General features: G+C 55.6%; 30 protein-coding genes. 11 read left to right on the forward strand and 19 right to left on the reverse strand.

The genetic code is table 11. The annotated features are described in order from the left end of the window. Positions 1 to 20: 20 nt before the first annotated feature. Complete coding sequence (gene glp / locus E3E25_RS07575; RefSeq protein WP_167892477.1) at positions 21 to 1223, reverse strand: gephyrin-like molybdotransferase Glp; 1203 nt, start codon at positions 1221 to 1223, stop codon at positions 21 to 23. Positions 1224 to 1287: 64 nt separating this feature from the next. Then, complete coding sequence (locus E3E25_RS07580) at positions 1288 to 1443, reverse strand: hypothetical protein (RefSeq protein WP_167892478.1); 156 nt, start codon at positions 1441 to 1443, stop codon at positions 1288 to 1290. A gap of 130 nt (positions 1444 to 1573) precedes the next feature. Here E3E25_RS07580 and E3E25_RS07585 point away from each other — a divergent pair, with 130 nt between their 5' ends. The 3 genes from E3E25_RS07585 to E3E25_RS07595 all read left to right on the forward strand — a co-directional run bounded on the left by E3E25_RS07585 (position 1574) and on the right by E3E25_RS07595 (position 5244). Beyond that, a complete protein-coding gene (locus E3E25_RS07585; protein ID WP_167892479.1) occupies positions 1574 to 2335 on the forward strand; it encodes a hypothetical protein in 762 nt (253 codons plus the stop codon). After that, on the forward strand, positions 2332 to 4842 hold the full coding sequence (locus E3E25_RS07590; RefSeq protein WP_167892480.1) for a CDC48 family AAA ATPase: 2511 nt from the start codon (positions 2332 to 2334) through the stop codon (positions 4840 to 4842). The genes E3E25_RS07585 and E3E25_RS07590 overlap by 4 nt, the downstream gene beginning before the upstream one ends. A 75-nt stretch (positions 4843 to 4917) precedes the next feature. Further along, positions 4918 to 5244, forward strand: coding sequence for a PRC-barrel domain-containing protein (locus tag E3E25_RS07595; RefSeq protein WP_167892481.1), 327 nt, complete (start codon positions 4918 to 4920; stop codon positions 5242 to 5244). Positions 5245 to 5253: 9 nt separating this feature from the next. Here E3E25_RS07595 and E3E25_RS07600 read toward each other — a convergent pair whose 3' ends face one another. Together E3E25_RS07600 and acs are read right to left on the reverse strand one after the other, a co-directional pair. Further along, on the reverse strand, positions 5254 to 5961 hold the full coding sequence (locus E3E25_RS07600; protein ID WP_167892482.1) for a metallophosphoesterase: 708 nt from the start codon (positions 5959 to 5961) through the stop codon (positions 5254 to 5256). 93 nt (positions 5962 to 6054) lie between these two features. Next, entirely contained in the window at positions 6055 to 7449 is a 1395-nt protein-coding gene (acs, locus tag E3E25_RS07605; protein WP_167892483.1) for an acetate--CoA ligase alpha subunit, read from the reverse strand. Between the two features lie 194 nt (positions 7450 to 7643). Between acs and E3E25_RS07610 the strand changes: the two genes are divergently transcribed. After that, positions 7644 to 8114 carry a phosphate-starvation-inducible PsiE family protein gene (locus tag E3E25_RS07610; protein WP_167892484.1) on the forward strand — a complete coding sequence of 157 codons (471 nt, stop codon included), beginning with the start codon at positions 7644 to 7646 and terminating at the stop codon, positions 8112 to 8114. A 48-nt stretch (positions 8115 to 8162) separates the two neighbouring features. Next, positions 8163 to 9188, forward strand: a complete 1026-nt coding sequence (gene fen, locus E3E25_RS07615) for a flap endonuclease-1 (RefSeq protein WP_167892779.1) — start codon at positions 8163 to 8165, stop codon at positions 9186 to 9188. 15 nt (positions 9189 to 9203) lie between these two features. Here the strand turns inward: fen and E3E25_RS07620 are convergent, their stop codons facing one another. The 7 genes from E3E25_RS07620 to E3E25_RS07650 all read right to left on the reverse strand — a co-directional run bounded on the left by E3E25_RS07620 (position 9204) and on the right by E3E25_RS07650 (position 12448). Further along, positions 9204 to 10103, reverse strand: coding sequence for a transcription initiation factor IIB (locus tag E3E25_RS07620; RefSeq protein ID WP_088864994.1), 900 nt, complete (start codon positions 10101 to 10103; stop codon positions 9204 to 9206). Between the two features lie 38 nt (positions 10104 to 10141). Then, entirely contained in the window at positions 10142 to 10420 is a 279-nt protein-coding gene (locus tag E3E25_RS07625) for a hypothetical protein (protein WP_167892485.1), read from the reverse strand. Between the two features lie 15 nt (positions 10421 to 10435). Beyond that, positions 10436 to 10774, reverse strand: a complete 339-nt coding sequence (locus tag E3E25_RS07630) for a DNA-binding protein (protein ID WP_088180786.1) — start codon at positions 10772 to 10774, stop codon at positions 10436 to 10438. 103 nt (positions 10775 to 10877) lie between these two features. Continuing rightward, positions 10878 to 11330 (reverse strand): 30S ribosomal protein S19e, encoded by a 453-nt coding sequence (locus tag E3E25_RS07635; RefSeq protein WP_167892486.1) that lies wholly within the window; start codon positions 11328 to 11330, stop codon positions 10878 to 10880. A 3-nt stretch (positions 11331 to 11333) separates the two neighbouring features. Next, the gene (locus tag E3E25_RS07640; RefSeq protein WP_167892780.1) at positions 11334 to 11750 is read right to left on the reverse strand and encodes a YhbY family RNA-binding protein; all 417 of its coding nucleotides are present in this window, start codon (positions 11748 to 11750) and stop codon (positions 11334 to 11336) included. A 57-nt stretch (positions 11751 to 11807) separates the two neighbouring features. Further along, the gene (locus E3E25_RS07645; protein ID WP_167892487.1) at positions 11808 to 12203 is read right to left on the reverse strand and encodes a type II toxin-antitoxin system VapC family toxin; all 396 of its coding nucleotides are present in this window, start codon (positions 12201 to 12203) and stop codon (positions 11808 to 11810) included. Then, on the reverse strand, positions 12200 to 12448 hold the full coding sequence (locus tag E3E25_RS07650; protein WP_167892781.1) for an AbrB/MazE/SpoVT family DNA-binding domain-containing protein: 249 nt from the start codon (positions 12446 to 12448) through the stop codon (positions 12200 to 12202). Before E3E25_RS07650 ends, E3E25_RS07645 begins: the two co-directional genes overlap by 4 nt. A 93-nt stretch (positions 12449 to 12541) precedes the next feature. Between E3E25_RS07650 and E3E25_RS07655 the strand changes: the two genes are divergently transcribed. Continuing rightward, on the forward strand, positions 12542 to 13183 hold the full coding sequence (locus E3E25_RS07655) for an asparagine synthase-related protein (RefSeq protein ID WP_167892488.1): 642 nt from the start codon (positions 12542 to 12544) through the stop codon (positions 13181 to 13183). A 32-nt stretch (positions 13184 to 13215) separates the two neighbouring features. Here the strand turns inward: E3E25_RS07655 and rpl18a are convergent, their stop codons facing one another. The 7 genes from rpl18a to E3E25_RS07690 form a co-directional block, all read right to left on the reverse strand. Continuing rightward, positions 13216 to 13446, reverse strand: a complete 231-nt coding sequence (gene rpl18a, locus E3E25_RS07660) for a 50S ribosomal protein L18Ae (protein ID WP_167892489.1) — start codon at positions 13444 to 13446, stop codon at positions 13216 to 13218. Between the two features lie 17 nt (positions 13447 to 13463). Next, complete coding sequence (locus E3E25_RS07665; RefSeq protein WP_167892490.1) at positions 13464 to 14150, reverse strand: translation initiation factor IF-6; 687 nt, start codon at positions 14148 to 14150, stop codon at positions 13464 to 13466. Positions 14151 to 14177: 27 nt separating this feature from the next. Continuing rightward, complete coding sequence (locus E3E25_RS07670; RefSeq protein ID WP_167892491.1) at positions 14178 to 14447, reverse strand: 50S ribosomal protein L31e; 270 nt, start codon at positions 14445 to 14447, stop codon at positions 14178 to 14180. Positions 14448 to 14457: 10 nt separating this feature from the next. Beyond that, a complete protein-coding gene (locus tag E3E25_RS07675; protein ID WP_088180793.1) occupies positions 14458 to 14613 on the reverse strand; it encodes a 50S ribosomal protein L39e in 156 nt (51 codons plus the stop codon). Between the two features lie 119 nt (positions 14614 to 14732). Next, on the reverse strand, positions 14733 to 16421 hold the full coding sequence (locus E3E25_RS07680; protein ID WP_167892782.1) for a methylmalonyl-CoA mutase: 1689 nt from the start codon (positions 16419 to 16421) through the stop codon (positions 14733 to 14735). An 87-nt stretch (positions 16422 to 16508) separates the two neighbouring features. Next, positions 16509 to 17321 (reverse strand): ABC transporter permease, encoded by an 813-nt coding sequence (locus tag E3E25_RS07685; protein WP_167892492.1) that lies wholly within the window; start codon positions 17319 to 17321, stop codon positions 16509 to 16511. Next, the gene (locus E3E25_RS07690) at positions 17318 to 18256 is read right to left on the reverse strand and encodes an ABC transporter ATP-binding protein (RefSeq protein ID WP_167892493.1); all 939 of its coding nucleotides are present in this window, start codon (positions 18254 to 18256) and stop codon (positions 17318 to 17320) included. Before E3E25_RS07690 ends, E3E25_RS07685 begins: the two co-directional genes overlap by 4 nt. A gap of 64 nt (positions 18257 to 18320) precedes the next feature. On the opposite strand from E3E25_RS07690, the gene E3E25_RS07695 reads away from it, so the two are divergent. The 5 genes from E3E25_RS07695 to E3E25_RS07715 all read left to right on the forward strand — a co-directional run bounded on the left by E3E25_RS07695 (position 18321) and on the right by E3E25_RS07715 (position 23439). After that, the gene (locus E3E25_RS07695) at positions 18321 to 19187 is read left to right on the forward strand and encodes an MBL fold metallo-hydrolase (protein WP_167892783.1); all 867 of its coding nucleotides are present in this window, start codon (positions 18321 to 18323) and stop codon (positions 19185 to 19187) included. 262 nt (positions 19188 to 19449) lie between these two features. Beyond that, a complete protein-coding gene (locus tag E3E25_RS07700; RefSeq protein ID WP_167892494.1) occupies positions 19450 to 19734 on the forward strand; it encodes a hypothetical protein in 285 nt (94 codons plus the stop codon). Positions 19735 to 19849: 115 nt separating this feature from the next. Then, complete coding sequence (locus tag E3E25_RS07705) at positions 19850 to 20338, forward strand: Hsp20/alpha crystallin family protein (protein WP_167892495.1); 489 nt, start codon at positions 19850 to 19852, stop codon at positions 20336 to 20338. Positions 20339 to 20472: 134 nt separating this feature from the next. Further along, positions 20473 to 22860 carry a CDC48 family AAA ATPase gene (locus E3E25_RS07710; RefSeq protein WP_167892496.1) on the forward strand — a complete coding sequence of 796 codons (2388 nt, stop codon included), beginning with the start codon at positions 20473 to 20475 and terminating at the stop codon, positions 22858 to 22860. An 81-nt stretch (positions 22861 to 22941) separates the two neighbouring features. Beyond that, entirely contained in the window at positions 22942 to 23439 is a 498-nt protein-coding gene (locus E3E25_RS07715) for a transposase (RefSeq protein ID WP_167892497.1), read from the forward strand. Between the two features lie 3 nt (positions 23440 to 23442). Here the strand turns inward: E3E25_RS07715 and E3E25_RS07720 are convergent, their stop codons facing one another. Beyond that, on the reverse strand, positions 23443 to 23592 hold the full coding sequence (locus E3E25_RS07720) for a hypothetical protein (protein WP_167892498.1): 150 nt from the start codon (positions 23590 to 23592) through the stop codon (positions 23443 to 23445). Positions 23593 to 23665 lie beyond the last annotated feature (73 nt).

Genomic DNA, 23665 nt, shown 5'->3' on the forward strand with positions numbered 1-23665 from the left:
TATTTGGAGGGACGACAAACTCAGCCGAAGAGAGTAACCTCGACCTCCTCTCCTGCCTCCAGTATCTCGACGTTCTCCGGTACCTCAATGAAGCCGTCGGCCTCTATGAAGCTCGTGACCGCGCCGCTTCCCTTGAGTATGGGTATCGCTTTTTCGCCCTCTACCCTGACAGGCAGGAACTGACGCCTGCCCTTGACGGAGAAGACCTTGTGGGCGAGTCTCTTCCTGACCTTTCTGACCTCGATCTCCCTTCCGAGAAGCTTTCTCAGGAGGGGTGCAACGAGCAGGGTGAAGTTGGTCAGGCAGCTGGTCGGATATCCAGGCAGGCCAAAGACGGGCTTTCCGTTGATCAGGCCGATTATCGTCGGCTTACCCGGCTGAATCGCTATGCCGTGAATCTTCACTTCGCCGAGCTCTTCGACTATCGAACTGGTCAGGTCCCTTATTCCCCCGCTCGCGCCGCCGCTGAGGATTACCATGTCGCAGCACTCGATTCCCTTCTCTATGAGGGCCTTGAGGCTCTCGCGGTCGTCCCTGGCTATGCCTAGGAAGAGAGCCTCGCCACCGAGCTCCCTGACGGCATCTGCTATGGCGCGGCCGTTTATGTCGTATATCTGCCCGTACCTCAGCTCAGTCCCCGGGAAAACCACTTCGTTTCCTGTGCTTATCACGGCAACCCTGGGCTTCCCGAAGACTTTGACTTCCGAGAAGCCGACAGCAGAGAGAAGTGCGGTGTCCTTGAAGGTCAGCCTCCTTCCGCGTTTGAGAAGGACCTTCTCCTTCGGGATGTCGGCTCCGGCCTTCATGACGCCGAGGCCTGGATATGCCGGCTTGTAGATGATTACCTCGTCGCCTTCTCGGTCAACGTCCTCGAACTGTATCACAGCATCGGCATTCCTGGGCAGGGGTGCACCCGTGGAGATGTAAACGCTCACACCGGGTTTAAGTTCCACAGTAGGAGTGTCCCCAGCGTTTATCTCCCCCACGACCTTCAGCTTAACCGGTTCGCTCTCGCTCGCCATGAAGGTATCCTCTGCGCGAACTGCATAACCGTCAACGGTGGCGCGGTCGAAGGGCGGGACGTTTATCGGTGATGTCACATCCTCTGCTAAAACCCTGCCCAGGGCTTCGTTCAGGGGAACGGTTTCGATTTTTGGCTCTAGCGGGAATGAGTTTATGACCTCGAGAGCCTTTTCCAGGGAAACGACCTTCAGGAACGCCATTCCATCACCGGGAGAAAAGAGAACTCCGTTCTATAAATGGGTTGCGTAAAAGAAAACGTTTAACTCACCACTCCTCCTCTTCCTCCCAGTCTTCATCCACCCATTCCTCTTCCCAATCCTCATCCTCCCAGTCCTCTTCGAGTTCCCATCCCTCCTCTTCCTCGAAGAGTTCTTCCTCCTCAAACTCCTCGACCTTCTTCTTTTTCTTAGGAGGCTGCATACGTATCCCCCTTTCTACTTGCCAATAATGGCTTATAAACTTTTTTCTAAAGAATCAAAGCCTTTCGTGGCCAAAATTTTTGATTAGAACGGTTAGAAAGGTTTTTAATTGTGGAGACGTATCAGAGACCATGAGAGTAGCGATCGTAACAAGCGACGCCAGGGTTTACTACCTGGCAACGAAGGTGCTGAAGGAGTACCGCATACCATTCCACAGCCTTAGGGTAGGGGATAAAATACCCTTCGACGTCGAGGTAGTCCTGACGGGTGAGGAGGACTACTCCAGGGTAGATTTCCCAGTCAAGGTGATCGTGAGGAACGAGAACTTCATAGACGAACTCCTCGCCAAACTCGAAGGAAGGGAGAGGTTTAAAAAGATATACATAGCCATTGACCCCGGTGAGAGACCCGGCCTGAGCGTCGTCGCCGATAACCGCGTGCTCGAGGTTCACCACCTCAAGAGCCCACGCGACGTTGAAATAATCCTCGACCTGCTGGAGAAGTATCCAGGCGCTAAAATCAAGATAGGACACGGGGCCAAGAGGCAGAGGGTTCTCATGCTGAAAGCCCTCGCCGACCTGCTAGGATACGATTATCCAATCACCATCGTCAACGAGTCGAGGACGACCCCCAAGGTTGGGGGGATAGACGTCTCCCAGGTTCAGGACATCGTGGCGGCCATAAACATAGGCCTGCGCGAGGGAAGAGAAACGTCCATTGGAGAGCTTATAGATGCTAAGGAGCCCACCAAGCGTGAGATTGATGACATAAAGAGACGAAGCAGGGAACTGAGCGGGAACATCACGATATCCTCAAAGCTCGCCCGTGAGGTGGCCCTGGGCAATCTGACGCTTGAGGAAGCTATAGAAAAGCAGAGGAGGCGGTCAAGATGATTTTTGGTAAAGACGAGGAGAGGTACGAGAAGATAAAGCTCCGAGTTGCTGAGGCTTTGAAGAGAGACGTTGGAAGGGGAATAGTCCGCTTCGACCGAAAGTACCAGAAGCAGCTCGGCGTTGAACCCGGAGACATCGTCGAGTTGATTGGGGAGAGAACCACCGCCGCGATAGTCGCGAATCCCCATCCCGACGACCGCGGACTGGACATCATTAGGATGGACGGATACATCAGAAGGAACGCAGGGGTGAGCATAGGGGATTATATCACCGTCTCCAAGGCAGAGGTTCAAGAGGCGAAAAAGGTAGTTCTCGCTCCCGCCCAGAAGGGAGTTTTCATCCAGATACCCGGCGATATGGTCAAGGGGAACCTCCTGGGGAGGCCCGTTCTGAAGGGAGACTTAATAGTGGCGAGTAGCAGGAGCGAAACCTACTACGGTGGCTCACCCTTCGACGAACTGCTCAGGGGTCTCTTCGAGACCATGCCCATCGGCTTTGGAGAGCTCAAGTTCGTCGTCGTGAACACAGTTCCAAGGGGCATAGTCCAGATAACCTATAACACCGAGGTTGAAGTCCTCCCGCAAGCCGTTGAGGTGCGTGAGGAGGCCATTCCTGAAGTAACTTACGAGGACATCGGCGGCTTAAGCGATGCGATTCAGAAGATACGCGAGATGGTCGAGCTTCCGCTCAAGCACCCGGAGCTCTTCGAGCGCCTTGGCATTGAGCCGCCGAAGGGTGTTCTCCTCTACGGTCCACCCGGAACGGGTAAAACGCTCCTGGCTAAGGCAGTGGCCAACGAGGCCAACGCTCACTTCATAGCCATCAACGGGCCCGAGATAATGAGCAAGTTCTACGGTGAGAGCGAGGAGCGTTTGAGGGAGATATTCAAGGACGCCGAGGAGAACGCACCGAGCATCATCTTCATAGACGAGATCGACGCGATAGCTCCAAAGAGGGAGGAGGTCGTCGGAGAGGTTGAGAAGAGAGTCGTCAGCCAGCTGCTCACGCTCATGGACGGCCTGAAGGGCAGGGGCAAGGTCATAGTCATCGCCGCCACCAACAGACCCGATGCCCTTGACCCTGCATTAAGAAGACCGGGCAGGTTCGACAGGGAGATCGAGGTCGGTGTTCCGGACAAGAAGGGCAGGAAGGAGATACTCCAGATACACACCAGGGGAATGCCCCTTGAACCGGACTACGACAAGGCCACCGTCCTCAGGGTTCTCAAAGAGCTAATGAAGAGGGAAACCTTTGAGAGGGCGAAACTGGAAAGGCTCATCGAGAGGGTTGAGGCCGCGAAGAGCGATGAGGAGGTCAAGGAGGCCCTTAAGAGCGAGAGCGAGGTCTATCCGGAGGTCAGAAGCAGATTGGTGGACAGGATGCTTGAGGAGATAGCCGAGAAAACGCACGGCTTTGTTGGCGCTGACCTTGCGGCCCTGGCAAGAGAAGCGGCAATGGTCGTCCTCAGGAGGCTCATCAACGAGGGCAAGATAAGTCCCGAGCAGGAGAGGATCCCTCCGGAGGTTCTTCAGCAGCTACGCGTTAGAAAGGCCGACTTCTACGAGGCCCTCAAGATGGTCGAGCCTTCCGCTCTGAGAGAGGTGCTCCTTGAGGTTCCGAACGTCCGCTGGAACGACATAGGCGGACTGGAGGAGGTCAAGGAGGAGCTGAAAGAGGCAGTGGAGTGGCCGCTAAAGTATCCGAAGGCCTTCCAGAGGCTCGGAATAGAGCCGCCGAGGGGAGTTCTCCTCTACGGCCCGCCAGGAACCGGCAAGACTCTACTGGCAAAGGCGGTCGCAACAGAGAGCGAGGCCAACTTCATCGGCATCCGCGGGCCTGAGGTGCTGAGCAAGTGGGTCGGTGAGAGCGAGAAACGCGTGAGGGAGATATTCCGCAAAGCCCGCCAGGCGGCGCCAACGGTCATATTCATCGACGAGATAGACGCCATCGCTCCGGCCAGGGGAAGCGACATGAGCAGGGTCACCGACAGGCTCATCAACCAGCTCTTGACAGAGATGGACGGCATAGAGCGCAACAGCGGCGTGGTCGTCATTGCCGCAACCAACAGGCCCGACATACTCGACCCAGCTTTGCTGAGACCTGGGCGCTTTGACAGGCTGATACTCGTCCCAGCTCCGGACGAGAAGGCCAGACTGGAGATACTCAAGGTCCACACGAAGCGCGTCCCCCTGGCTAGCGATGTTAACCTCCGCGAGCTGGCGAAGAAGACGGAAGGCTACTCCGGGGCCGACATAGAAGCCCTCGTGAGGGAGGCAGCACTGCTGGCGATGCGCAGGATAATGGCCGAACTTCCATCGGAGATCGTCGAGGAGGAGAGCGAGGAGTTCCTTGAGAAACTCAGGGTTTCAAAGAGGGACTTTGAGGAGGCCCTCAAGAAGGTCAAGCCGAGCATAACCCCATACATGCTCGACTACTACAGGAACTTTGAGGAGAGCAGAAAGTCGAGGGTCGAGAAGAGGGGAGGGCCGGACTACTACACCTTCTGATTTCTTTTCCCTTTGGAAAAAGTTTTATACGTTGGTGCCCAAGAACTTACACGATTAAACCGAGGGGTGGCGAAAATGGTCAAGATAATAGCCTCCAAGCTTAGGGACGTGGAGCTGATAACAGACACGGGTATAAGGCTCGGCTGGGTCTATGACCTCAGCTTCGATGAGGAAACGGGTGATATTCTCGTGATAGTTGCCGAGCCGGATGAAGACCTCGATACGAGCGAGTTTGTCACCGATCACGAGGGTCTTCTCCTCATCCCGATCAGCGCGGTTAAGAGCATAGGCGAGGTAATCATAATAGACTCCAACAAGCTCGCCGTTAAGTCCAAGCTCAGAAGGGTCGGGGCGATAAAGAGGAAGCTCACGGAGGAGGAGTCAGGAACCCTTGGGGAGTGATCCCTTCTTTTAATACCCTTCGTAGAGCCTCATGGCCAAGAACCTCGGAAGTCCGGCTTCTACTATCTTCTCCGCGGCAGAATCAACATCGTATTCCACCCGGTGGAACTCAACGTTGTCAGGGGGCTCTTTTTCGGTATCGATCAGCGCATATGCAGCCCTCCAGTCCCCGTCCCTGGGCTGGCCGACACCGCCGGGGTTTATTATTCTCCTGCCATCTATCACCCTCAGCATGGGCACATGGGTGTGGCCGACCAGGAGGTCATCCTGTCTGACGTAGCTCAAAACGGCACGAAACTCACCCTCCGGGAGCCAGGGGAAGAGGTACTCGTCCAGCGGCGCCCTCGGCGAGCCGTGGATGAGGAGATGGCTCCTACCGGTATCGTCCGTAAAGAGCTGCCTTACCGGCAGCCTCCTGAGGAACTCAAGGTTCTCCACGCTCATAACTCGCTGGTGCCACCTCACTGCCTGCCTCGCGTAGGGATTGAACCCCCACTCGGCGCCGAATGCAATAGCGTTGTCGTGGTTGCCACGGACGCAGAGGAAGGTTCTTTTCTCCATTTGCCGCCTTAAGAACTCTACGACCTCGTTTGGACTGGCTCCATATCCGACCAGGTCCCCCATGCATAGAATTGCGTCGGCGCGCCTCACCTCTCTCCAGGCGGCCTTCAAAGCTTCAAGGTTCGAGTGGATGTCGGAGATGAGGGCGATGAGCATATGACCCCCCATAGTTATCTGAGAAGTGAACGTTAAAAACACTTGCCGGGGAACCATACGGCAAACCGGAGAATTGGAAAAAAGGGGAGGAAATCACTCCCTCCTCTGTCTGGCCTTCCACCTGCTCCAGCGGTAGAGCGCGGCTAAGGCCTTTATGGCCCTCTCCGGCTCCGGATAGGCCGGAATTCCTTCCTCGTTGAGCATGTCTATTGCCTCTTTGGCCTCTATGCCACCGACGATGGCAACGACGAGGGGCTTCTTCCTGCCGCTCTCATTGTACTCGTGTATGACTATCTTGGCCAGGTCGCGCGGGTCTAGCACAGCGGTCTGGCAGTAGAGCACTGCTATGGCGTGCATGTTCGGGTTGGCGAGGGCGTCTCTGACGGCACCCTCGTAGCTCTCGGCACCGGCCATACCGGTGAGGTCAACCGGGTTCTTGTAGGAGCCGAAGGGCGGCATGTGGTTGGCGAAGACCTTCAGCTCATCGAGGTCATCGTAGAGGTGTAGCCCCTCCTCCTCAGCTGCATCGGTGGCCATAACTCCGATTCCGCCGCCGTTGGTGAGTATGACGAGGTTTTCTCCAGCGGGCTCCGGAAGATTGCTGAGCGTTCTCGCCCAGTCGAAGGCCTCGCCGATGGTAAGGGCCCTGAGAACGCCGCTCTGCTTGAAGGCGGCCTCGTATATCTTGTCGGCACCGGCGAGTGAGCCAGTGTGAGAAGCTGCGGCCTTGGCCCCGCGCTCGCTCCTTCCAGCCTTGATGATGATTATCGGCTTCTCCTTGCTGACCTCCTTGGCGACCTCCATGAAGCGCCTTCCGTCCTTCACGCCTTCCATGTAGATGAGAATTGCCTTGGTGTTGTCGTCCTCCTTAAAGAACTCAAGCAGATCAGCATCGTCGATGTCGCTCTTGTTTCCGACGCTGACCACTGCCGAAAGGCCGACCTTCTCAAGTATCGTCCAGCCCATGAGGGCTATTCCGAGCGCTCCGCTCTGGCTGATGAGGGCAAGGCTGCCAGGCATGACGTCCGTCGGGCCGAAGGTGGCGTTCATCTTGGCAGGCGTGTAGACGACACCGAAGATGTTCGGACCGAGGATTCTCATACCGTACTTGTGCGCTATCTCAACTATCTGCCTCTCGACCTTCTTGCCCTCCTCGCCGAGCTCGCCGAAGCCCGAGCTGATTATCGGGAGGACCTTAACGCCCCTCTTTCCGGCCTCCTCGACGACCTGCGGGACGAATTTGGCCGGAACGACGATGACGGCCATGTCAACCTCGTCCGGAACGTCGAGGATGCTCTTGTAGGACTTGAACTTCTTCCCGTTTATCTCTATCTCGACGCCTTTGATGTTAACGGGGTATATCTTCCCCTCGTAGCCATACTCCACGAGATTCTTCATGACTGCGTACCCTATCTTGCCAGGCTTCTCAGAAGCGCCGATGACGGCGATGCTCCTGGGTCTGAAGAGAGCCTCCAAGTTTCCGTCCATCTCAATCACCTCTCGATGAAAGTTACAGTTTCACGTCCGTAAAATGGGTTATAACCTTTCCCTTCTCGTTTTGACGATAGGAAAATCGACGGACGTTAAAAAACCGAAGGTTGGGCACCGTTTATTCAGAACGGACGTTGAAACGTCGAAACCCTTTTAGACAATGAGGGTAAACCTAAAGGGCAGGTGAGTTCATGAGGGAAAACCCCACCCAGATAGAGAGGAAGATGCTTAGATGGCTGGGAATGCTCTTTGACCTGGTTGTCATGGCCCTCGGAACAATAACGATGCTCTACGTCGTCTGGATGATATACAAGCTCGCAGTAATGTCCCTCCAGCATTTCAGCCCGGAGGAGGCGCTCCACGGCATAGTGCTCATCCTGATATTCCTCGAGATGTTTGAGATAATAACCCTCTACGTCATCTACCATCACGTCCCCATGAAAAACGTCGTCGAGATCGGGGTTCTCGTCATTGTAAAGGAACTTATAGTGGCCATAGACCTGACGACCCTTGGATGGCAGATGCTCCTGGGAATGGCGGTTCTGATAGCGGTGATGGGCTGGGTCTACACCAGGGAAAGGATGCGTGAGGACGCCCACAAGCAGTTCCTCCTCGAGCATGGAATTAAAGATACTGAGGGGAGACTCCGGGGGAAAGACTGAGGCAAAGGCTAAATATTCTCCCTCCTACCTTTCTTTCAGGTGATGGATATGGGCGTACAGATAGGCGAGCTCATTCCGAGGAAGGAGATAGAGCTGGAGAACCTGTACGGCAGGAAAGTTGCTATAGACGCTTTCAACGCCATCTATCAGTTCCTCTCGACCATAAGACAGCGCGATGGGACGCCGCTCATGGACTCCCGCGGAAGGATAACCTCCCATCTGAGCGGCCTCTTCTACAGGAATATCAACCTCATGGAGGCTGGGATAAAGCCCGCCTACGTTTTCGACGGAAAGCCGCCGGAGTTCAAAAAGAGAGAGATAGAAAAGCGCCGGGAGGCGAGGGAAGAGGCGGAGGAGAAGTGGTATGAGGCCCTGGAGCGCGGCGACCTTGAGGAGGCCAAGAAGTACGCGATGCGTGCAACCAGGGTCAACGAGCAACTGATAAACGACGCCAAGAGGCTCCTTGAGCTGATGGGAATTCCCGTAGTTCAGGCGCCGAGCGAGGGTGAGGCCCAGGCCGCCTACATGGCCGCCAGAAAGAAGGTCTATGCATCGGCCAGCCAGGACTACGACTCACTTCTCTTTGGGACCCCAAGGCTGGTGAGGAACGTCACGATAACCGGCCGGAGAAAGCTCCCAGGGAAGAACGTCTACGTTGAGGTCAGACCCGAGCTCATAGTCCTGGAGGAAGCTCTTAAAGAACTGGGCATAGACAGGGAAAAGCTCATCGAAATGGCCATACTGGTCGGCACGGACTACAACCCCGGCGGGATAAAGGGAATCGGCCCGAAAAAGGCTCTGACCATAGTCAAGCGCAGCAAAGACCCGCTGAAGAAGTACAACAAGGACAGTGAAGTTGACCTCTACGCGATAAAGGAGTTCTTCTTGAACCCGCCGGTCACGGACGAGTACGAGCTCAAGTGGCGCGAACCGGACGAGGAGGGAATCCTCAAATTCCTCTGCGACGAGCACGACTTCAGCGAGGAACGCGTTAAGAACGGACTTGAGAGGCTGAAAAAAGCGGTAAAGGCGGGAAAGCAGGCGACACTGGAAAGCTGGTTCGGGAAGCGCTGACCCTTTTTCTTTTCCTCAGACAGGGATCTTCAGGTTGAGCTTGTCCACGAGCTCTTTGTACCTGTTCCTGACGGTGACCTCGGTGACGCGCGCTACCTCCGCCACCTCGCGCTGGGTTCTCTTCTCGTCCTCCAGCAGGCCAGCGATGTAGAGAGCGGCCGCGACCAGACCTGCAGGGCTCTTTCCACTAGTCAGTCCTTTCTCGTACGCCTCGTCAAGAATCTTAACTGCCCTTCTCCTCACCTTCTCGCTCAGGCCGAGCTCGTCGGCGAACTTGTTGACGTAGTCGGTCGGTTTAACGAAGAGTTTCTTCGGTGTGAGGTTAAGGTTCCTTGCTATGAAGCGGAAGCTCCTTCCTATCTCCTTCTTGTCAACGCGCGATATGTCGGCTATCTCGTCGAGGGTCCTCGGAACCTTGAGAAGCCTGCAGGCTGCGTAAACACAGGCGGCAATAACGCTCTCAATGGAACGGCCCCTTATGAGGCCCTTTCTAACTGCCTCACGGTAGAGCCTTGCGGCTTCTTCCTCGACGTGCCTCGGGAGCTTCAGCTGGGAGGCGATTCTATCCAGCTCGCTCAAGGCGAAGGCAAGGTTACGCTCGGCGGCATCGCTGACCCTCAAGCGGGACTGCCACTTTCTAAGTCTGTACATCTTCTCACGCATCAAACCGGAAAGGTTCCTGTCGATGCCGATGTCGGTTGAGAGGCCCTTATCGTGAAGGAGAATGCTCTCAGGAGCACCAACGCGCGCCCTCTTCTCCCTCTGGCTCGCGTCAAAGGCGCGCCACTCGGGGCCCATATCTATGACGTTCTCCTCAATAACGTAACCGCAAACCTTACAGACAACCTCTCCCCTACCCGGGTCGTAGATGAACTCCGTTGAGCCACAAACCGGGCAGACCCTACGCTTGCTCACTCAAACACCCCCAACCGGCCGGCTATTTTATAAAGCCCTTATAAACCTTCTCCTTTTTTTACAACGTAGCGGAGTAACCAGGCAAGGTCCTCGCGCTTGAAGGTTATCCTCTCCAGAACCCGGACGTCCCAGTCGTCCTCAACTACGTTGGCATAGATCCAGAGGAAGACCGGATCCTCATCCGTCCCAACGTGGAGGTTCTTGTAAAGAACATCAACGGTTCCGTCTTTGTTCTTTTTCACCGAGACGGCCTTCCAGGTTTCGAGACTGACCTCTCCCTTTTCGTCGAGTATTTTTATTATCTCCCTGGCGTCCATGGGAGCACCTTCTGACTACCACTTGATCTTGAAGTCCCGCCTCGTTCTGGCGTCTATCTGCGCGAGTATCTTCTTCAGCTTGGCGTCGTCTATCGGCTCCCTTATCTGTCCGGCCTGGTAAAGCTGAACGAGAACCAGTTCAACCTGCCTCGCCAGTTCGGGGCGAACCAGCTTCACCCTACCGAGCCTCTCCCGGGCATCCTGCGTGAGAATTCTCCTCATTATGGCATCAAGCTGGGCCTCAAGCTCCATCTCCTGCCTCAAAGCTTCTTCCTGAGCCTTCTGCTGCTCAAGGTACTTCTTCTGCAGTTCCATGAGCTTCCGCTTCCTGATCTCCTCTATGTCCTCGGCCATCCTCTCACCCCCATGCTAAGGTTAGACCTCCGGTTAAAAAGGTATTGGGTTTTGGGAACTGGAAAAGACCGGCAGAAATCAACAAGGGAAAGGGCCAGGGCCCTCAGTACTTCTTGAGCTCGGGGATCTGCCCCTCAAGCTCCTTCTTGAGCTCGGTGGCAATCTTGTCAAGGAAGCTCTGTCCCTGCGGGGTGACGATCCTGCCCTCACCCGGAACCTTCTGAACGAAGCCGGCAGCCTCAAGCTGCTGGAGGGCCTTCCTTATGATGCTCCCTCCTGCCTTGTAGAAGTGCTCCGGGGCGTGCCCGCGGTTCTTCCTGCCGCCGTACCAGGTCCTAAGGCGCTCGATTCCGACCGGACCGTCGATGTAGATCTTCCTGAAGATGCTGGCAACCCTGTAGTACCACCAGTCCTCCTGCTCAGGGATCCTCTCCTTGTGTCTTCCGGTCTTGACAAAGGGCGCCCACTCGGGCGGCTTTACAGCCTCGATCTCCTTGAGAGCCTTTGCAACCCTCTCAACGAGCAAATCACCGGGAACGTCGTAAACAGTCGCCATCCTTCAATCCCTCCCCTTCTTGAATTTCCTCCTGAATTGAGCGATATCGAGCCTGACTTTCTTAACGGGCTTCTCCTCCCGCTTTTCCTTCGAAAGCTCCTTTCTCTGGAGCTTCCTTAAATACTTTTCCCAACCTTCCCTCGGTTTGAACAATATAAACCTTTTGCCGCGAACCTCGATGAGTTCGCTGTCGGTAAGCTCAGCTACCTTCTCGGCAAGCTGACGCCTGTCAAGCTCAGTGCTTATGAGCGCCCCCTTCCTTATCTCAACCTTCAGGATTCCGTCCTTCTCAAGCTGGGTGTTTATCTCTTCGATGACACCCTCATCCAGCCCTCTCTTACCTATCCAGGCTCTCGGAGGGATGTCGTAGTATCTCGCCCTTATCGCTCTTCTCACCTTTCCGGGTAAGCGTTTCTCCATCTCTCTCACCTCTTAGCTCTCGCGGTCAAGGGCTTTAAAAAGGTTGGCCTTTTAAAGCTATTTACTGAAGAGCTCCATAGCTTCTTCTGGTGTGAAGATCTCAGGAAGCCATCCGAAGTGCTTCTTGTTGTAAGTGATCAGCGGGGCGTTGAGTTTCAGCGCCAGGGCACCTATCAGGTAATCCCTGGCGTTTTTGGAGAAGTCCCAGTGACCGATAGCGGAATTCACGGCAAGTTCAGCGCAGGTTTCATCAAATCCCATAACTTTAATTCCCAGAGAATCGAAGATTGCCATTAACTTGCTCTTCGCTTCGGGCAGGCCTTTTCGTCGGGCGTATCTGTAGAGCAGTTCCATGTAAACGATGGAGCTCGTAAATGGTTCGAGGCTGGATTCCATTAGCCATTCCAAAAAAGTACTGTTGTTGAAGGCGTTTGTGTCCAGGACTATCTTCATTTCTCTCCCTCCAGCTCGCGAAGAGACCGCTCTATACCCCTCGCAAGTCCCTGCCTGACCTCTTCAACGGTCTCGTCTATGTCCTTTGTTATTTCGCTCAGCTCCTTAAGGAGGTCCGTTAGTTTCATCAGAACATACCTGTCCCCTTCACGAACGAAAACAACCTCGTCCCCGGCTCTTATCCCCAGTGCCTCCCGCACCTCCTTGGGGATCGTGACCTGGTATTTCTTAGTGACGACTGGCATTACCTTCACCAACATGGTATTACATTCTTGGCCTAATAACCATTTCGGGGTGAGGTTAATAAGGAGCTCCGGACACTCAAAATGGGGATTGCCATGATCGTTCACCACCTCTACTCCGGGGGCAAGGACTCAAGCTTGGCCGCGTGGATTCTAACCAAGCTCGGCTACGAGGTGAGATTGGTTACCGTCAGCTTCGGCCTCCTCGACAACTGGCGATTCGCGAGGGAGACTGCCGAACGGCTCGGCTTCGAGCACCGGGTTCTCTACCTGCCGCGCGAGGTTCTGGAGAAAGCCGCGGACATGGCAGTAAGCGACGGCCACCCGAACAACGCAATACAGTTCATCCATGAGCAGGCTTTAGAGGCGCTGGCATCGCTTCCGGAGGTCGAGAGGGTCAGCGACGGGACGAGGAGGGACGACAGGGTTCCTTTCCTGGATCTGCCGAGGGCCCGCTCGCTGGAGGACCGCTTTGGAGTTGCGTACATAAGGCCCCTCCTCGGCCTCGGCTACAAGACGATACGGGAGCTGACAGAAAGGCTTTTCCTCGTTGAAATCCGCGAAAGCGAGGAGTTAGAAAAGGCCGACTACGAGGTCGAGCTGAGGCATCTCCTCCGCGAGAGGGGAATCGACCCGCTGAAGATATTCCCGAAGAGGCACTACCAGTCGAGGGTTCTCGGCTGGAGGGAGAGACCTGATTCCCTACCTTTTCCAAAATCCCCGCGAAGAAATCCCTGATTGGGCCCGGGCTGGGAGAAGAGAAAAGGAAATCAGAGCCCGCTGAGCTTTCTGACTATCGGGTTCTCGGCCTCTTCGGGAGCTATTTCTTCCACGCTCTCGATCCATATCTTGTTTCTCGGAACGCGGTGTTTACTTCCAACCTCGGAGTAGAGTATCTCAACGACATCCTCGGCCTTGAGGCCGCGGTACTCCCTGGTGAACCTCTCCCTCTTTCCGTTCCTCTCAAAGATTCCCTTAACGCGGAAGACCTTAACCTCCATAGCTCACACCTCCATCATCAGTCAAGGAAGCCCAGGGCTTCTTCAATCTTAACTATTTCAGGTCCGGTCGTTAGATGTCCAACGACGACACCGTGAGAGTTCGCCAGCATGCAGGAGCCAACGAAGGGAACGCCCATGTTGGCGGTTCCAATGTAAACATCGACCTTGAACAGGTCGCGGAGCCACTCGAGCTCCTCATCGGTTGCCTCGGGGTGGACTAAACCGCCCCTGTTGGTGACCACTCCAACGCTTCCAACCGCGTGGAAGTCACCTATCATGCCCCTCTCGACCTCGACGCCGAGTACATCCTCGAGCTTCCTGGCCTCCTCGCGGCTGAACTTTGCACTTATCAGGGCCGCCCTGTCGTTGGCGAGGATGAGGTTGCCGAAGGCCGTGAGGGTGCTCTGGAACGGGACTATCTCGGTGTCAATCCCATACTCCCTGAGCTGGCCGTTTATCTTCTCCAGCTCGGCGTCCCAGACGTACCAGGGAACGACGATAGCGTTGGAGTTGCCGGCCGCGAATATGCCCACTATGCGCGACTTCATTATGCTTGTCTCAATGATAGGAACCTTGAGAACCTCCCTGAGAACCTCGAGCTTCTTCTCGCCAAGGCCCTCCCTGATGAGGACTACCCTGTCGGTGGCGGTGCCGTAAACGCCCAGATACGGGGAGTTCTCAAAATCGAGCCTTTCTATGTGCATCTCGTCACCTCGTTAAATTAAAAGGAATCAGGCGAGGGAGACCTTGGCAATCCTCTTGCCCTCTTCCTCTTCAACAACAACCTTGACGCGGAGCTTGTTGGGTGGCTTCTCCGCCCCGCGCTCCCAGAGCTTCTCGTTGACGTCGGTGCCAATTATCACTTCATCGGCCTTGGCGTGCCTGGCTATCCACTCGCGGACGAAGCGAGCAGCCCTCGGGGCCCTCTTCCAGCGCGGAACGCGCTTCTTTATCTTCTTGATGGGAACGACGAATATGACTTCCTCTCCGGGCTTGATCATCTAAATCACCTCACTCCTTAAGCTTGGTTCTTCTCCACATCCTTCTCTTCGGGTGGGTCATGACCTCTCTGTTGGTCTTGACGATGACCCAAACCGGAATGCGCCTGTTCTGCTTGGCGGCCTTGGCAAGTCTGAGCTTCTTCGCAAGCGGCTTGTTTCTCGCCATAACTACACCTCCCGGGATTATCATGATGCCTGTTGATGCTTTGGGATAGCATTTTTAAGCTTTTTCGTGGGGTTTCAAGGTTTTCCACGATAGAAATAGAGGGAGAGAAAAGTCCACCCTCAGAACACCAGCGGAGCGCGATACTCGCCCCAGACCTCACGGAGGACGTCGGTGACCTCTCCGAGTGTTGCCAAATGGCGGTGGGCCTCGATGATGTAGGGCATGAGGTTCTCGTCCTCGGTTTCGGCAGCCTTCCTAAGCCTGTCCAAGGCCTCCTCGACCTTCTTGTTATCGCGCTCAGAGCGGAGCTTCTTGAGCCTCTCTATCTGCTTCTCCCTGATGCTCGGGTCCACCTTGAGTATCTCGACGTCGAGCGGTTCATCAACTATGAACTCGTTCACGCCGACGATGATGCGCTTCTTCTCCTCTATCTCCTTCTGGACCTTGTAGGCGCTCTCGGCAATCTCCTTCTGGATGTAGCCCCTCTCGATGGCCCTCATCATGCCGCCCATCTTCTGGATCTTCTCGATGTACTTCAGAGCTTCATCATAGATGTGGTCCGTGAGCCACTCGATATAATAACTACCTCCGAGCGGGTCTATGGTGTCAACGACGCCGCTCTCGTAGGCGATGATCTGCTGGGTTCTGAGGGCTATCCTGACGCTCTTTTCGGTCGGCAGTGAAAGGGCCTCATCGTAGGAGTTGGTATGCAGGCTCTGGGTTCCGCCGAGGACGGCAGCCAAAGCCTGAATAGCAACCCTCACGATGTTGTTCTCCGGCTGCTGGGCGGTGAGGGTTGAGCCTGCCGTCTGGGTGTGGAAGCGCAGGAGCATTGAGCGCGGGTTCTTGGCGTTGAACCACTCCTTCATTATGTATGCCCAGAGCCTTCTGGCAGCTCTGAACTTGGCTATTTCCTCAAGGAAGTTGTTGTGGGCGTTGAAGAAGAAGCTCAGCCTTCCGGCGAACTTGTCAACGTCCATGCCCCTGTCTATCACCGCTTTGACGTACTCTATACCGTCCGCCAAAGTGAAAGCGACCTCCTGGACGGCGTTGGCGCCGGCCTCACGGATGTGGTAACCGCTTATCGAAATCGGGTTCCACTTGGGGACGTTCTCGGCGCAGTACATGATGATGTCGGTCGTAAGGCGCATGCTCGGCTGGGGCGGGAAGATGTAGGTGCCCCTGGCTATGTACTCCTTGAGGATGTCGTTCTGGACCGTTCCGCGGAGCTGGTTCTGGGCAACGCCCTGCTCTTCGGCAACGAGGATGTACATCGCGAGGAGGTTTGCCGCGGTCGAGTTGATGGTCATGCTCGTCGAAACCTTGTCGAGAGGGATTCCGTCGAAGAGGACGCGCATGTCCCAGAGTGAGTCGATGGCGACGCCGACCTTTCCGACCTCGCCCTCGCTCATCGGGTGGTCGGAGTCGTAGCCTATCTGGGTGGGCAGGTCGAAGGCGACGCTGAGACCGGTCTGCCCCTGTTCGAGGAGGTACTTGTAGCGCCTGTTGGACTCCTCAGCGGTTCCGAAACCGGCGTACTGCCTCATCGTCCAGAACCTGCCGCGGTACATGGTGGCGTAGACGCCGCGGGTGAACGGGTACTCACCGGGGAAGCCGAGCTTTTCGAGGTAATCCCAGTCCTCACCGAGGTCAGCCGGAGTATAAACCCGCTTTATCTCAAAGCCATCATCGGTCATGAACTTCTCCTTTCTCTCGGGCCTTTTCTCGATGAACTTTTTGACCGTCGTTTCCTCCCAGCGCTTTTCCTCCTCCCTAATCTTCGCGAGCTTCTCCTTATCGAAGGTCATGCCTACCACCTGCCCCTATTTGGGCGCCGGCCTATAAAAAGCTTTTACATAACTAAAGGTAGGGCTTGACGTTGGATAAATTATCCATCAGTCGGGGAAGTCGAGGTTTATGAGAACCGCCCAGGCAACGGCCAGGAAGATGGCCCCAACGGCGCCGAAGAAGACGGCGGTGTAGGCGGAGTCCCCAACGAAGGCACTCAGGTCAACCTTGTCGAACCCGGCCTTCAGCAGAACCACAGCCTGATAGCCGAGGGTGTAGCGCTCCGGGTTTTTGATGTAGGGGATCTGGGGCAGGAGGAACTGGAGAAGGAACACAACTCCGAAGGTGGCCAGCGAGGCGTAGAGCGGGCGCGTTATGATGACCGAAACCAGCATGGCCAGAGCACCAAGGAGAGCTAAAACGAGGAGTGTTGCCCCCAGGGCAAGGAGAAAGTCGGACAGACCTTCCCAGAGGCCCTTCGCGCCTGCACTGTAAACGACCGAATTGTAGAGCCAGATAACGGTATAGGGAACCCCGAAGAGAACCGCGAGGGCGCTGAGTCCGGCGAGGAATTTGGCCGTGACAACCTCGCTTAGTCTCACCGGCCTGGCAAGGAGAAGCCTTATCGTTCCCCGGTCTATCTCGCCCGCGAGGAGGTCGCTCATGAGGATTATCGCGATGAGCTGGCAGATTATGCCGAGCCAGTAGTTGGGGATCAGGTCGAGCATCAGCGATTGGAATGCTTTGAGCATGACGTCGACACCACTGCCTGTAGCGTTCGGGCTGAGGAGGTAGATGAACGCGGGAAAGAACGTGGCCAAGAAGAGAACCTTGAGCTTCCTTGAGCGAACCAACCTCCTGAACTCGCTCTCAAAGACCACCCAGAGGGCGCTCTGGAAGGGCTTTAGATTACCCCTCATTCCTTCCACCCCACGTTGAAGCGCTTCATCAGGATTCTCTCCAGCGGGCTTGTATGGGACTTGAAGAGCTTGAGTGCAAGCTTGTTCTCGGCCAGAAACATCGGAAGCTCTAAAAAGAACTGCTCCGCGAACCTCTCGTCGAGCCGCACCCTCAGTATTCCCTCTTCTTCCCAGGCTTCCCTGACGTAGACCTTATCCTTCAGAAACTCCAGGAGCTTCCCGTTGTCCGAGACGAGGACGTCGTAGTCAGTCCCCTCGACGTTCACCAGGTCCCTAACGCGCCCCTGTTCGATGAGCTGGCCGTCCTTGATCAGGCCAACGTAGTTGCAGGTCCTCTCTATCTCACTGACTATGTGGGAGCTTATGAAGATGGTCTTCCTGGCCTTGGCCAGCTCCAGAACCTTGCCGATGAACTCCATTCTCCCGAGGGGGTCGAGGTTGCTCGTGGGCTCGTCGAGTATTAGAAGCTCAGGGTTTCCGAGGAGGGCCATGGCAAAGCTGACCCTCTGCCTCTGACCGCTTGAGAGCTCCCTTATCCTGTTAAAGGCCAGCTTTCCAACTCCCGCGTAGGCCATCAGCTCCCTCGCCTGCTTTATTGCCTCCCCCTTAGGGAGCCCAATGAGACGACCCATGTACGTCAGGAACTCGAAGATCGTCATGTCTTCATACGCGAGGGGCTTTTCGGGCATGTAACCGACCTTCCGCATTATTTCAACCCTCTCGCGCGGCATATCGAGGTCAAAAATCCTTATCTCACCGTAGGTCGGCTTCAGAGCCCCGGTCAGCATCTTTATCGTGGTGGTCTTCCCGGCACCGTTGGGGCCGAGGAAGCCGTAGACTGCACCTCTGGGAACCTTCAGGTTGAGATGGTACACAACGTTCATCCTGCCGAAGAACTTGGTGAGCTTTTCGGTCTCGATGATGTAGGTGGACATCTCAACACCCAGAGGGATATCGAAACGAAGCTAAATAAGGGTTTCGGGGGTTTATATTCAAGTAATAATAATAGGGAAAGTTGGCCTCGACAGCTCCGCAAAGCTCGCCTTCCAGAGCCACGCCCACACCGACCACTTCGTCAGCGGTGAGGTCATCTACTCCACCAAAGCAACCAAGTTCCTCAGCCACCTCCGGAAGGGCGGCTTCTACAGGGAAATCGAGTTCGGGAAGAAGTTCTACCTCGGCGATTTCAAGGCGAAGCTCTATCCGGCTGGACACATGCTCGGCTCGGCAGGGATAAAGCTGTGGCTCGAAAACGGCACGCTGTTCTACACCGGCGACACCAAGTGGTTCAAGATGAGGACTGCGGAAAAAAGCCGCTTTCCGAGGGCAGACTTCCTCATCATTGAGGCCACCTTTGGCGTTCCGCACTTCACGTTTCCAACGCCGCGGGAAGCCGAGAAAAAGCTAATCGCCTTCGTCGAGGAGGCCCTTGAGAGAGGTAGAAGACCGGTTCTCTACGTCAACCAGATGGGGAAAGCCCAGGAGGTCATGAAGATACTCGACCTTCACGGCTACACAGTCAAAGCATCGAGGGAGATGCTCAAGGTGGCGCGCGTTTATTCGAAGTTCGGGGTTAGGTTCGGCAACATCTCGGCCGACGGCGAGGTCGTCCTTCGCTCCTACCGCTCGCCCCGGGTTGAGAACTCCATCTCACCCTGGGAGCTTACGGTTTCCGGTTTTGGACGGTTAAAGCTCAGCAACCACGCCGACTTCTGGGAGCTGGTCCGAATAGTGGAGAAGGTGCACCCGGAGAGAATTTTCACTGTTTATGGCTTTGCAGAGGAGTTCGCGAGGATTTTGAGGGGACTCGGCTACGATGCTCAGCCAGTATCCCAGAATTCCACCATGAGCTTGCCGACATTATGACAAAAACATGAATCCAGCAGGATAAAAACTCAAACTTTTTCCTTTGAAAGCCATTTAAACAGAGAAATCTTCCAAAAAATTGGCCAAAAAGCTAATATTTTTTAAACTCGTATAAGTTTGATGGACCCACTGTGAGTTATGGATAGCGTGGCAGTGCCTTGAATCCGCCCTGAAAAATAGGTCGGTCGTGCCAATAAGCTAAAAGGGGGTGGTAGCCAAGCGCCCCTTCCCTTCTTCTCCCATTACCCCAGGGGGTGAACCCATGGAGGCCCTAACCAGACGAAGGTTTCGCCCGAAGTGGGTTACCGGGCTAAGGCCCAGGCTTGAGGAGATTATGAATAAGGGCATCGGCAGGGGTTCTCTTCTCGGGAGGGGTCGGATAGTCAGCGACATGCTCGAAGTTACGGAGCTCACGTTGGTAAAAGAGCCCAGAGAGATGGAAGTCAGGGTGGACGGAAGGGAGGTCAGGTTCGTTTATCCCCTCAGAGGAAACGAGAGCTTCGATGACGTCTACTACCCGCTCGTCCGTATGCTGAGCAACCTTTGATCTTTCCCCGTTCTTTTCAGATTTTAGTCACCGATGCACATTAAAAGACGAAAAACTTTATAAACCCCAAGCTTTTAGTTACTACTGGTAACCAAAAGGTTGAGGGGGTGAGGGTATGGTCTGGAGGAGGGACCGCTACTGGGACCCCTTCGACCTGATGAGGGAGATTCAGGAGGAGATCGACGCCATCTTCAGGGACGTCTTTAGGGGCCCAAGACTCTGGAGCTACCGCGAGCCAAGCGAGCGCTACGAGTTCGTCAGCGAGACCTGGCGCGAGCCATTCGTGGACATCTTCGACAGGGGAGACAGATTCGTCATAACGGTTGAACTGCCAGGAGTGCGCAAGGAGGACATCAAACTCCGCGTTACCGAGGACACCGTCTACCTCGAAGCCCAGGTGAGGCGCGAGAAGGAGCTTGAGACCGAGGGGGCAATAAGGATCGAGCGCTACTACAGCGGCTACAGGAGGGTCATTCGCCTTCCAGAGGAGGTCATTCCAGAGAAGGCGAAAGCCAGATACAACAACGGCGTCCTTGAGATAGAGGTGCCCAAGAAGGCCCCGAAGAAGGAGAAAGGCGAGGGCTTCGAGGTCAAGATCGAGTGACCTTTCGTTGTTTTCCATCTTGGCTTCGCCCCACATTGATTTAATACCGGGCTCCGCCCCCAGCAACCCCCTGATAAAATAAAAACATTGAATCTCACGATCATCGGTCATGAAAAGTGTGGAGGTGGTGAAAGATGACCGAAAAGAGAGAAGTTAAGCTCAAGGTTGCCTCTGCCTATCAGCGTGACGTTGGCAGGGGGATAGTTAGAATAGACCGCAAAGCCATGCGCGAGATCGGTGTCCAGAGCGGCGACATCATCGAGATAATCGGAACCAAGAACACTGCTGCCGTTGTGTGGCCGGCTTACCCTGAGGATGAAGGACTGAGCATCATCAGAATGGACGGAACCATAAGGAAGAACGCCGGCGTCGGCCTCGGCGATGAGGTTACCGTGAGGAAGGCCGAGGTCAAGGAGGCGAAGAAGGTCATCGTTGCACCAACCGAGCCGATTCGCTTCGGCCACGACTTCGTTGAGTGGTTCCACAGCAGGCTCGTCGGAAGGCCGGTCGTCAGGGGTGACTACATCAAGGTCGGAATCCTCGGCCAGGAGCTGACCTTCGTAGTCACCGCGACAACTCCAGCCGGGATAGTCCAGATAACCGAGTTCACGGAGTTCCAGGTCAGCGAGAAACCTGTTAAGGAGGTCTCCAAGACCGCCGCCCTCGGAGTCACCTACGAGGACATAGGCGGCCTTAAGGACGTCATTCAGAAGGTCAGGGAGATGATAGAGCTCCCGCTCAAGCACCCGGAGATATTCGAGAAGCTCGGCATCGAGCCGCCCAAAGGTGTCTTACTCTACGGCCCGCCCGGAACCGGTAAGACCCTCCTGGCAAAGGCCGTCGCCAACGAGGCAAACGCGCACTTCATAGCCATCAACGGGCCGGAGATAATGAGCAAGTACTACGGCGAGAGTGAGGAGCGCCTTAGGGAAGTCTTCAAGGAGGCTGAAGAGAACGCTCCGGCGATAATCTTCATAGACGAGATCGACGCGATAGCTCCAAAGAGGGAAGAGACCCACGGCGAGGTCGAGAAGAGAGTCGTCAGCCAGCTGCTCACGCTGATGGACGGCCTCAAGAGCAGGGGTAAGGTAATAGTCATCGGCGCAACCAACAGGCCGGACGCTATAGACCCGGCACTGAGGAGGCCCGGCAGGTTCGACCGCGAGCTTGAGGTCGGCGTCCCCGACAAGGCCGGCAGGAAAGAGATACTCCAGATACACACCAGGGGAATGCCCATCGAGCCGGAGTTCAGAAGGGGAAGGGTCATCGAGATACTGGAGGAGCTGGAGAGGAACGACGCCTACCGCGAGAGCGCCGAGAAAGCTTTGATGAAGGTCAAGAACGCGAGGGACGAGGAGATCCCGGAGATACTCAGGGGCATAGACGAGAGGCTCTACGACGAGGTCAAGGCCAGGCTCATCGATGGACTTCTCGAAGAGCTGGCTGAAGTCACCCACGGCTTCGTCGGTGCCGACCTCGCAGCACTGGCGAGGGAGGCAGCGATGGCCGCTCTGAGAAGGCTCATCAAGGAGGGCAAGATCGACTTCGAGGCCGAGCACATACCCAAGGAGGTCCTTGAGGAGCTCAGGGTCACCAGGAAGGACTTCTACGAGGCCCTCAAGATGGTCGAGCCTTCCGCTCTGAGAGAGGTGCTCCTTGAGGTTCCGAACGTCCGCTGGGACGACATAGGCGGACTGGAGGAGGTCAAGGAGGAGCTGAAAGAGGCAGTGGAGTGGCCGCTCAAGTACCCGGAGGCCTTCCTCGGGCTCGGCATAACCCCGCCGAAGGGCATACTCCTCTACGGACCGCCGGGAACGGGTAAGACTCTCCTGGCCAAGGCCGTCGCCAACGAGAGCGAGGCCAACTTCATAGCCATCAAGGGCCCAGAGGTGCTCAGCAAGTGGGTGGGCGAGAGCGAAAAGAACATCCGCGAGATATTCAGGAAGGCCCGCCAGGCGGCTCCAACGGTGATATTCATCGACGAGATAGACGCGATAGCCCCTAGGAGAGGCACGGACGTGAACAGGGTCACCGACAGGCTCATCAACCAGCTCTTGACAGAGATGGACGGAATCCAGGAGAACAGCGGAGTGGTTGTCATAGCTGCAACCAACAGGCCCGACATCATAGACCCTGCCCTGCTCAGGCCCGGCAGGTTCGACAGGCTGATACTCGTTCCAGCTCCGGATGAGAAGGCCAGACTGGAGATATTCAAGGTGCACACCAGGAGAGTTCCGCTGGCAGAAGACGTCAGCCTCGAAGAGCTTGCCAAGAGAACAGAGGGCTACACCGGTGCGGACATCGAGGCGGTGGTGAGAGAGGCAGCGATGCTCGCCATGAGGAGAGCGCTCCAGGAGGGCATCATAAGGCCCGGCATGAAGGCCGACGAGATAAGGGGGAAGGTCAAGGTGACGATGAAGGACTTCGAAAGCACTCTCAAGAAGATAGGCCCCAGCGTGAGCGAGGAGACCATGGATTACTACAGGAAGATTCAGGAGCAGTTCAAGCAGTCACGCGGCTGACAACAAGATCAGCGTTCGCGCAGGCGGGGCTGAACCCCTCAACCTTTTAACTTTTGAGACCGACTCTTCTACGGTGATCCCATGAACGTTAGAAGGCTTGAGCTTCTTTTCGCGCTCACGCTGGTTCTGATGATGTACGTCTACCCGCTGGCCCTCATGGGCCTATGGCTCCTCATGAGGGAGCTCGTGGAGTATAGGGGGAGCATCAGAAGGTCGCTCATCGTTTTCATCGCCTCACTCCCCCTCTACGGGGCAAAGATAGTCCTCGGGATCTCCGGATGGAGCAGAACACTCGGAATAACTCCCGTGGAGACCAGCCCCGCGGTGATAAACGCCGTCCACGTATTCTTCCTGGCCCTGCAGTTCCTCAGCCTGTACTTCCTCTACCGCGCCCTCTCGAGGATGTCCGACGACACCGGGGCGGAGATGCTGAAGACCGGCGGGCTCATGCTCCTCGTTGCCATACCACTCCACTTCGTCGCGATAACGGCCTACTTTATTGCGACGTGGATGGGGCTAGTCCTGATAATCTACGGGCTTGAGCAGACGGTCGGTCCACCAAACATCGGAAAAGCCTGAGCTTCAGGCCACCCACTCAACCTCGTACTCCCTTGCTCCAAGCCTTTTCATTTCTTCCTTCGCCAGCTCTTCGGCTTTTTTGACGTCGTTAGTGGCAACTATTCTTTCCTCCGGCAGGGTGTTTTCGAAATAGTAGACTATCCTCACGAGCATTGGTGAGCGCCTCCATTCTTCGTTGTGAACTAATGGACATTATAACGAACTTAAAAACTTTGCTGAATGCAAA

Source organism: Thermococcus sp. MAR1 (assembly GCF_012027305.1).
In the GTDB taxonomy this organism is placed as follows: Archaea; Methanobacteriota_B; Thermococci; order Thermococcales; family Thermococcaceae; genus Thermococcus.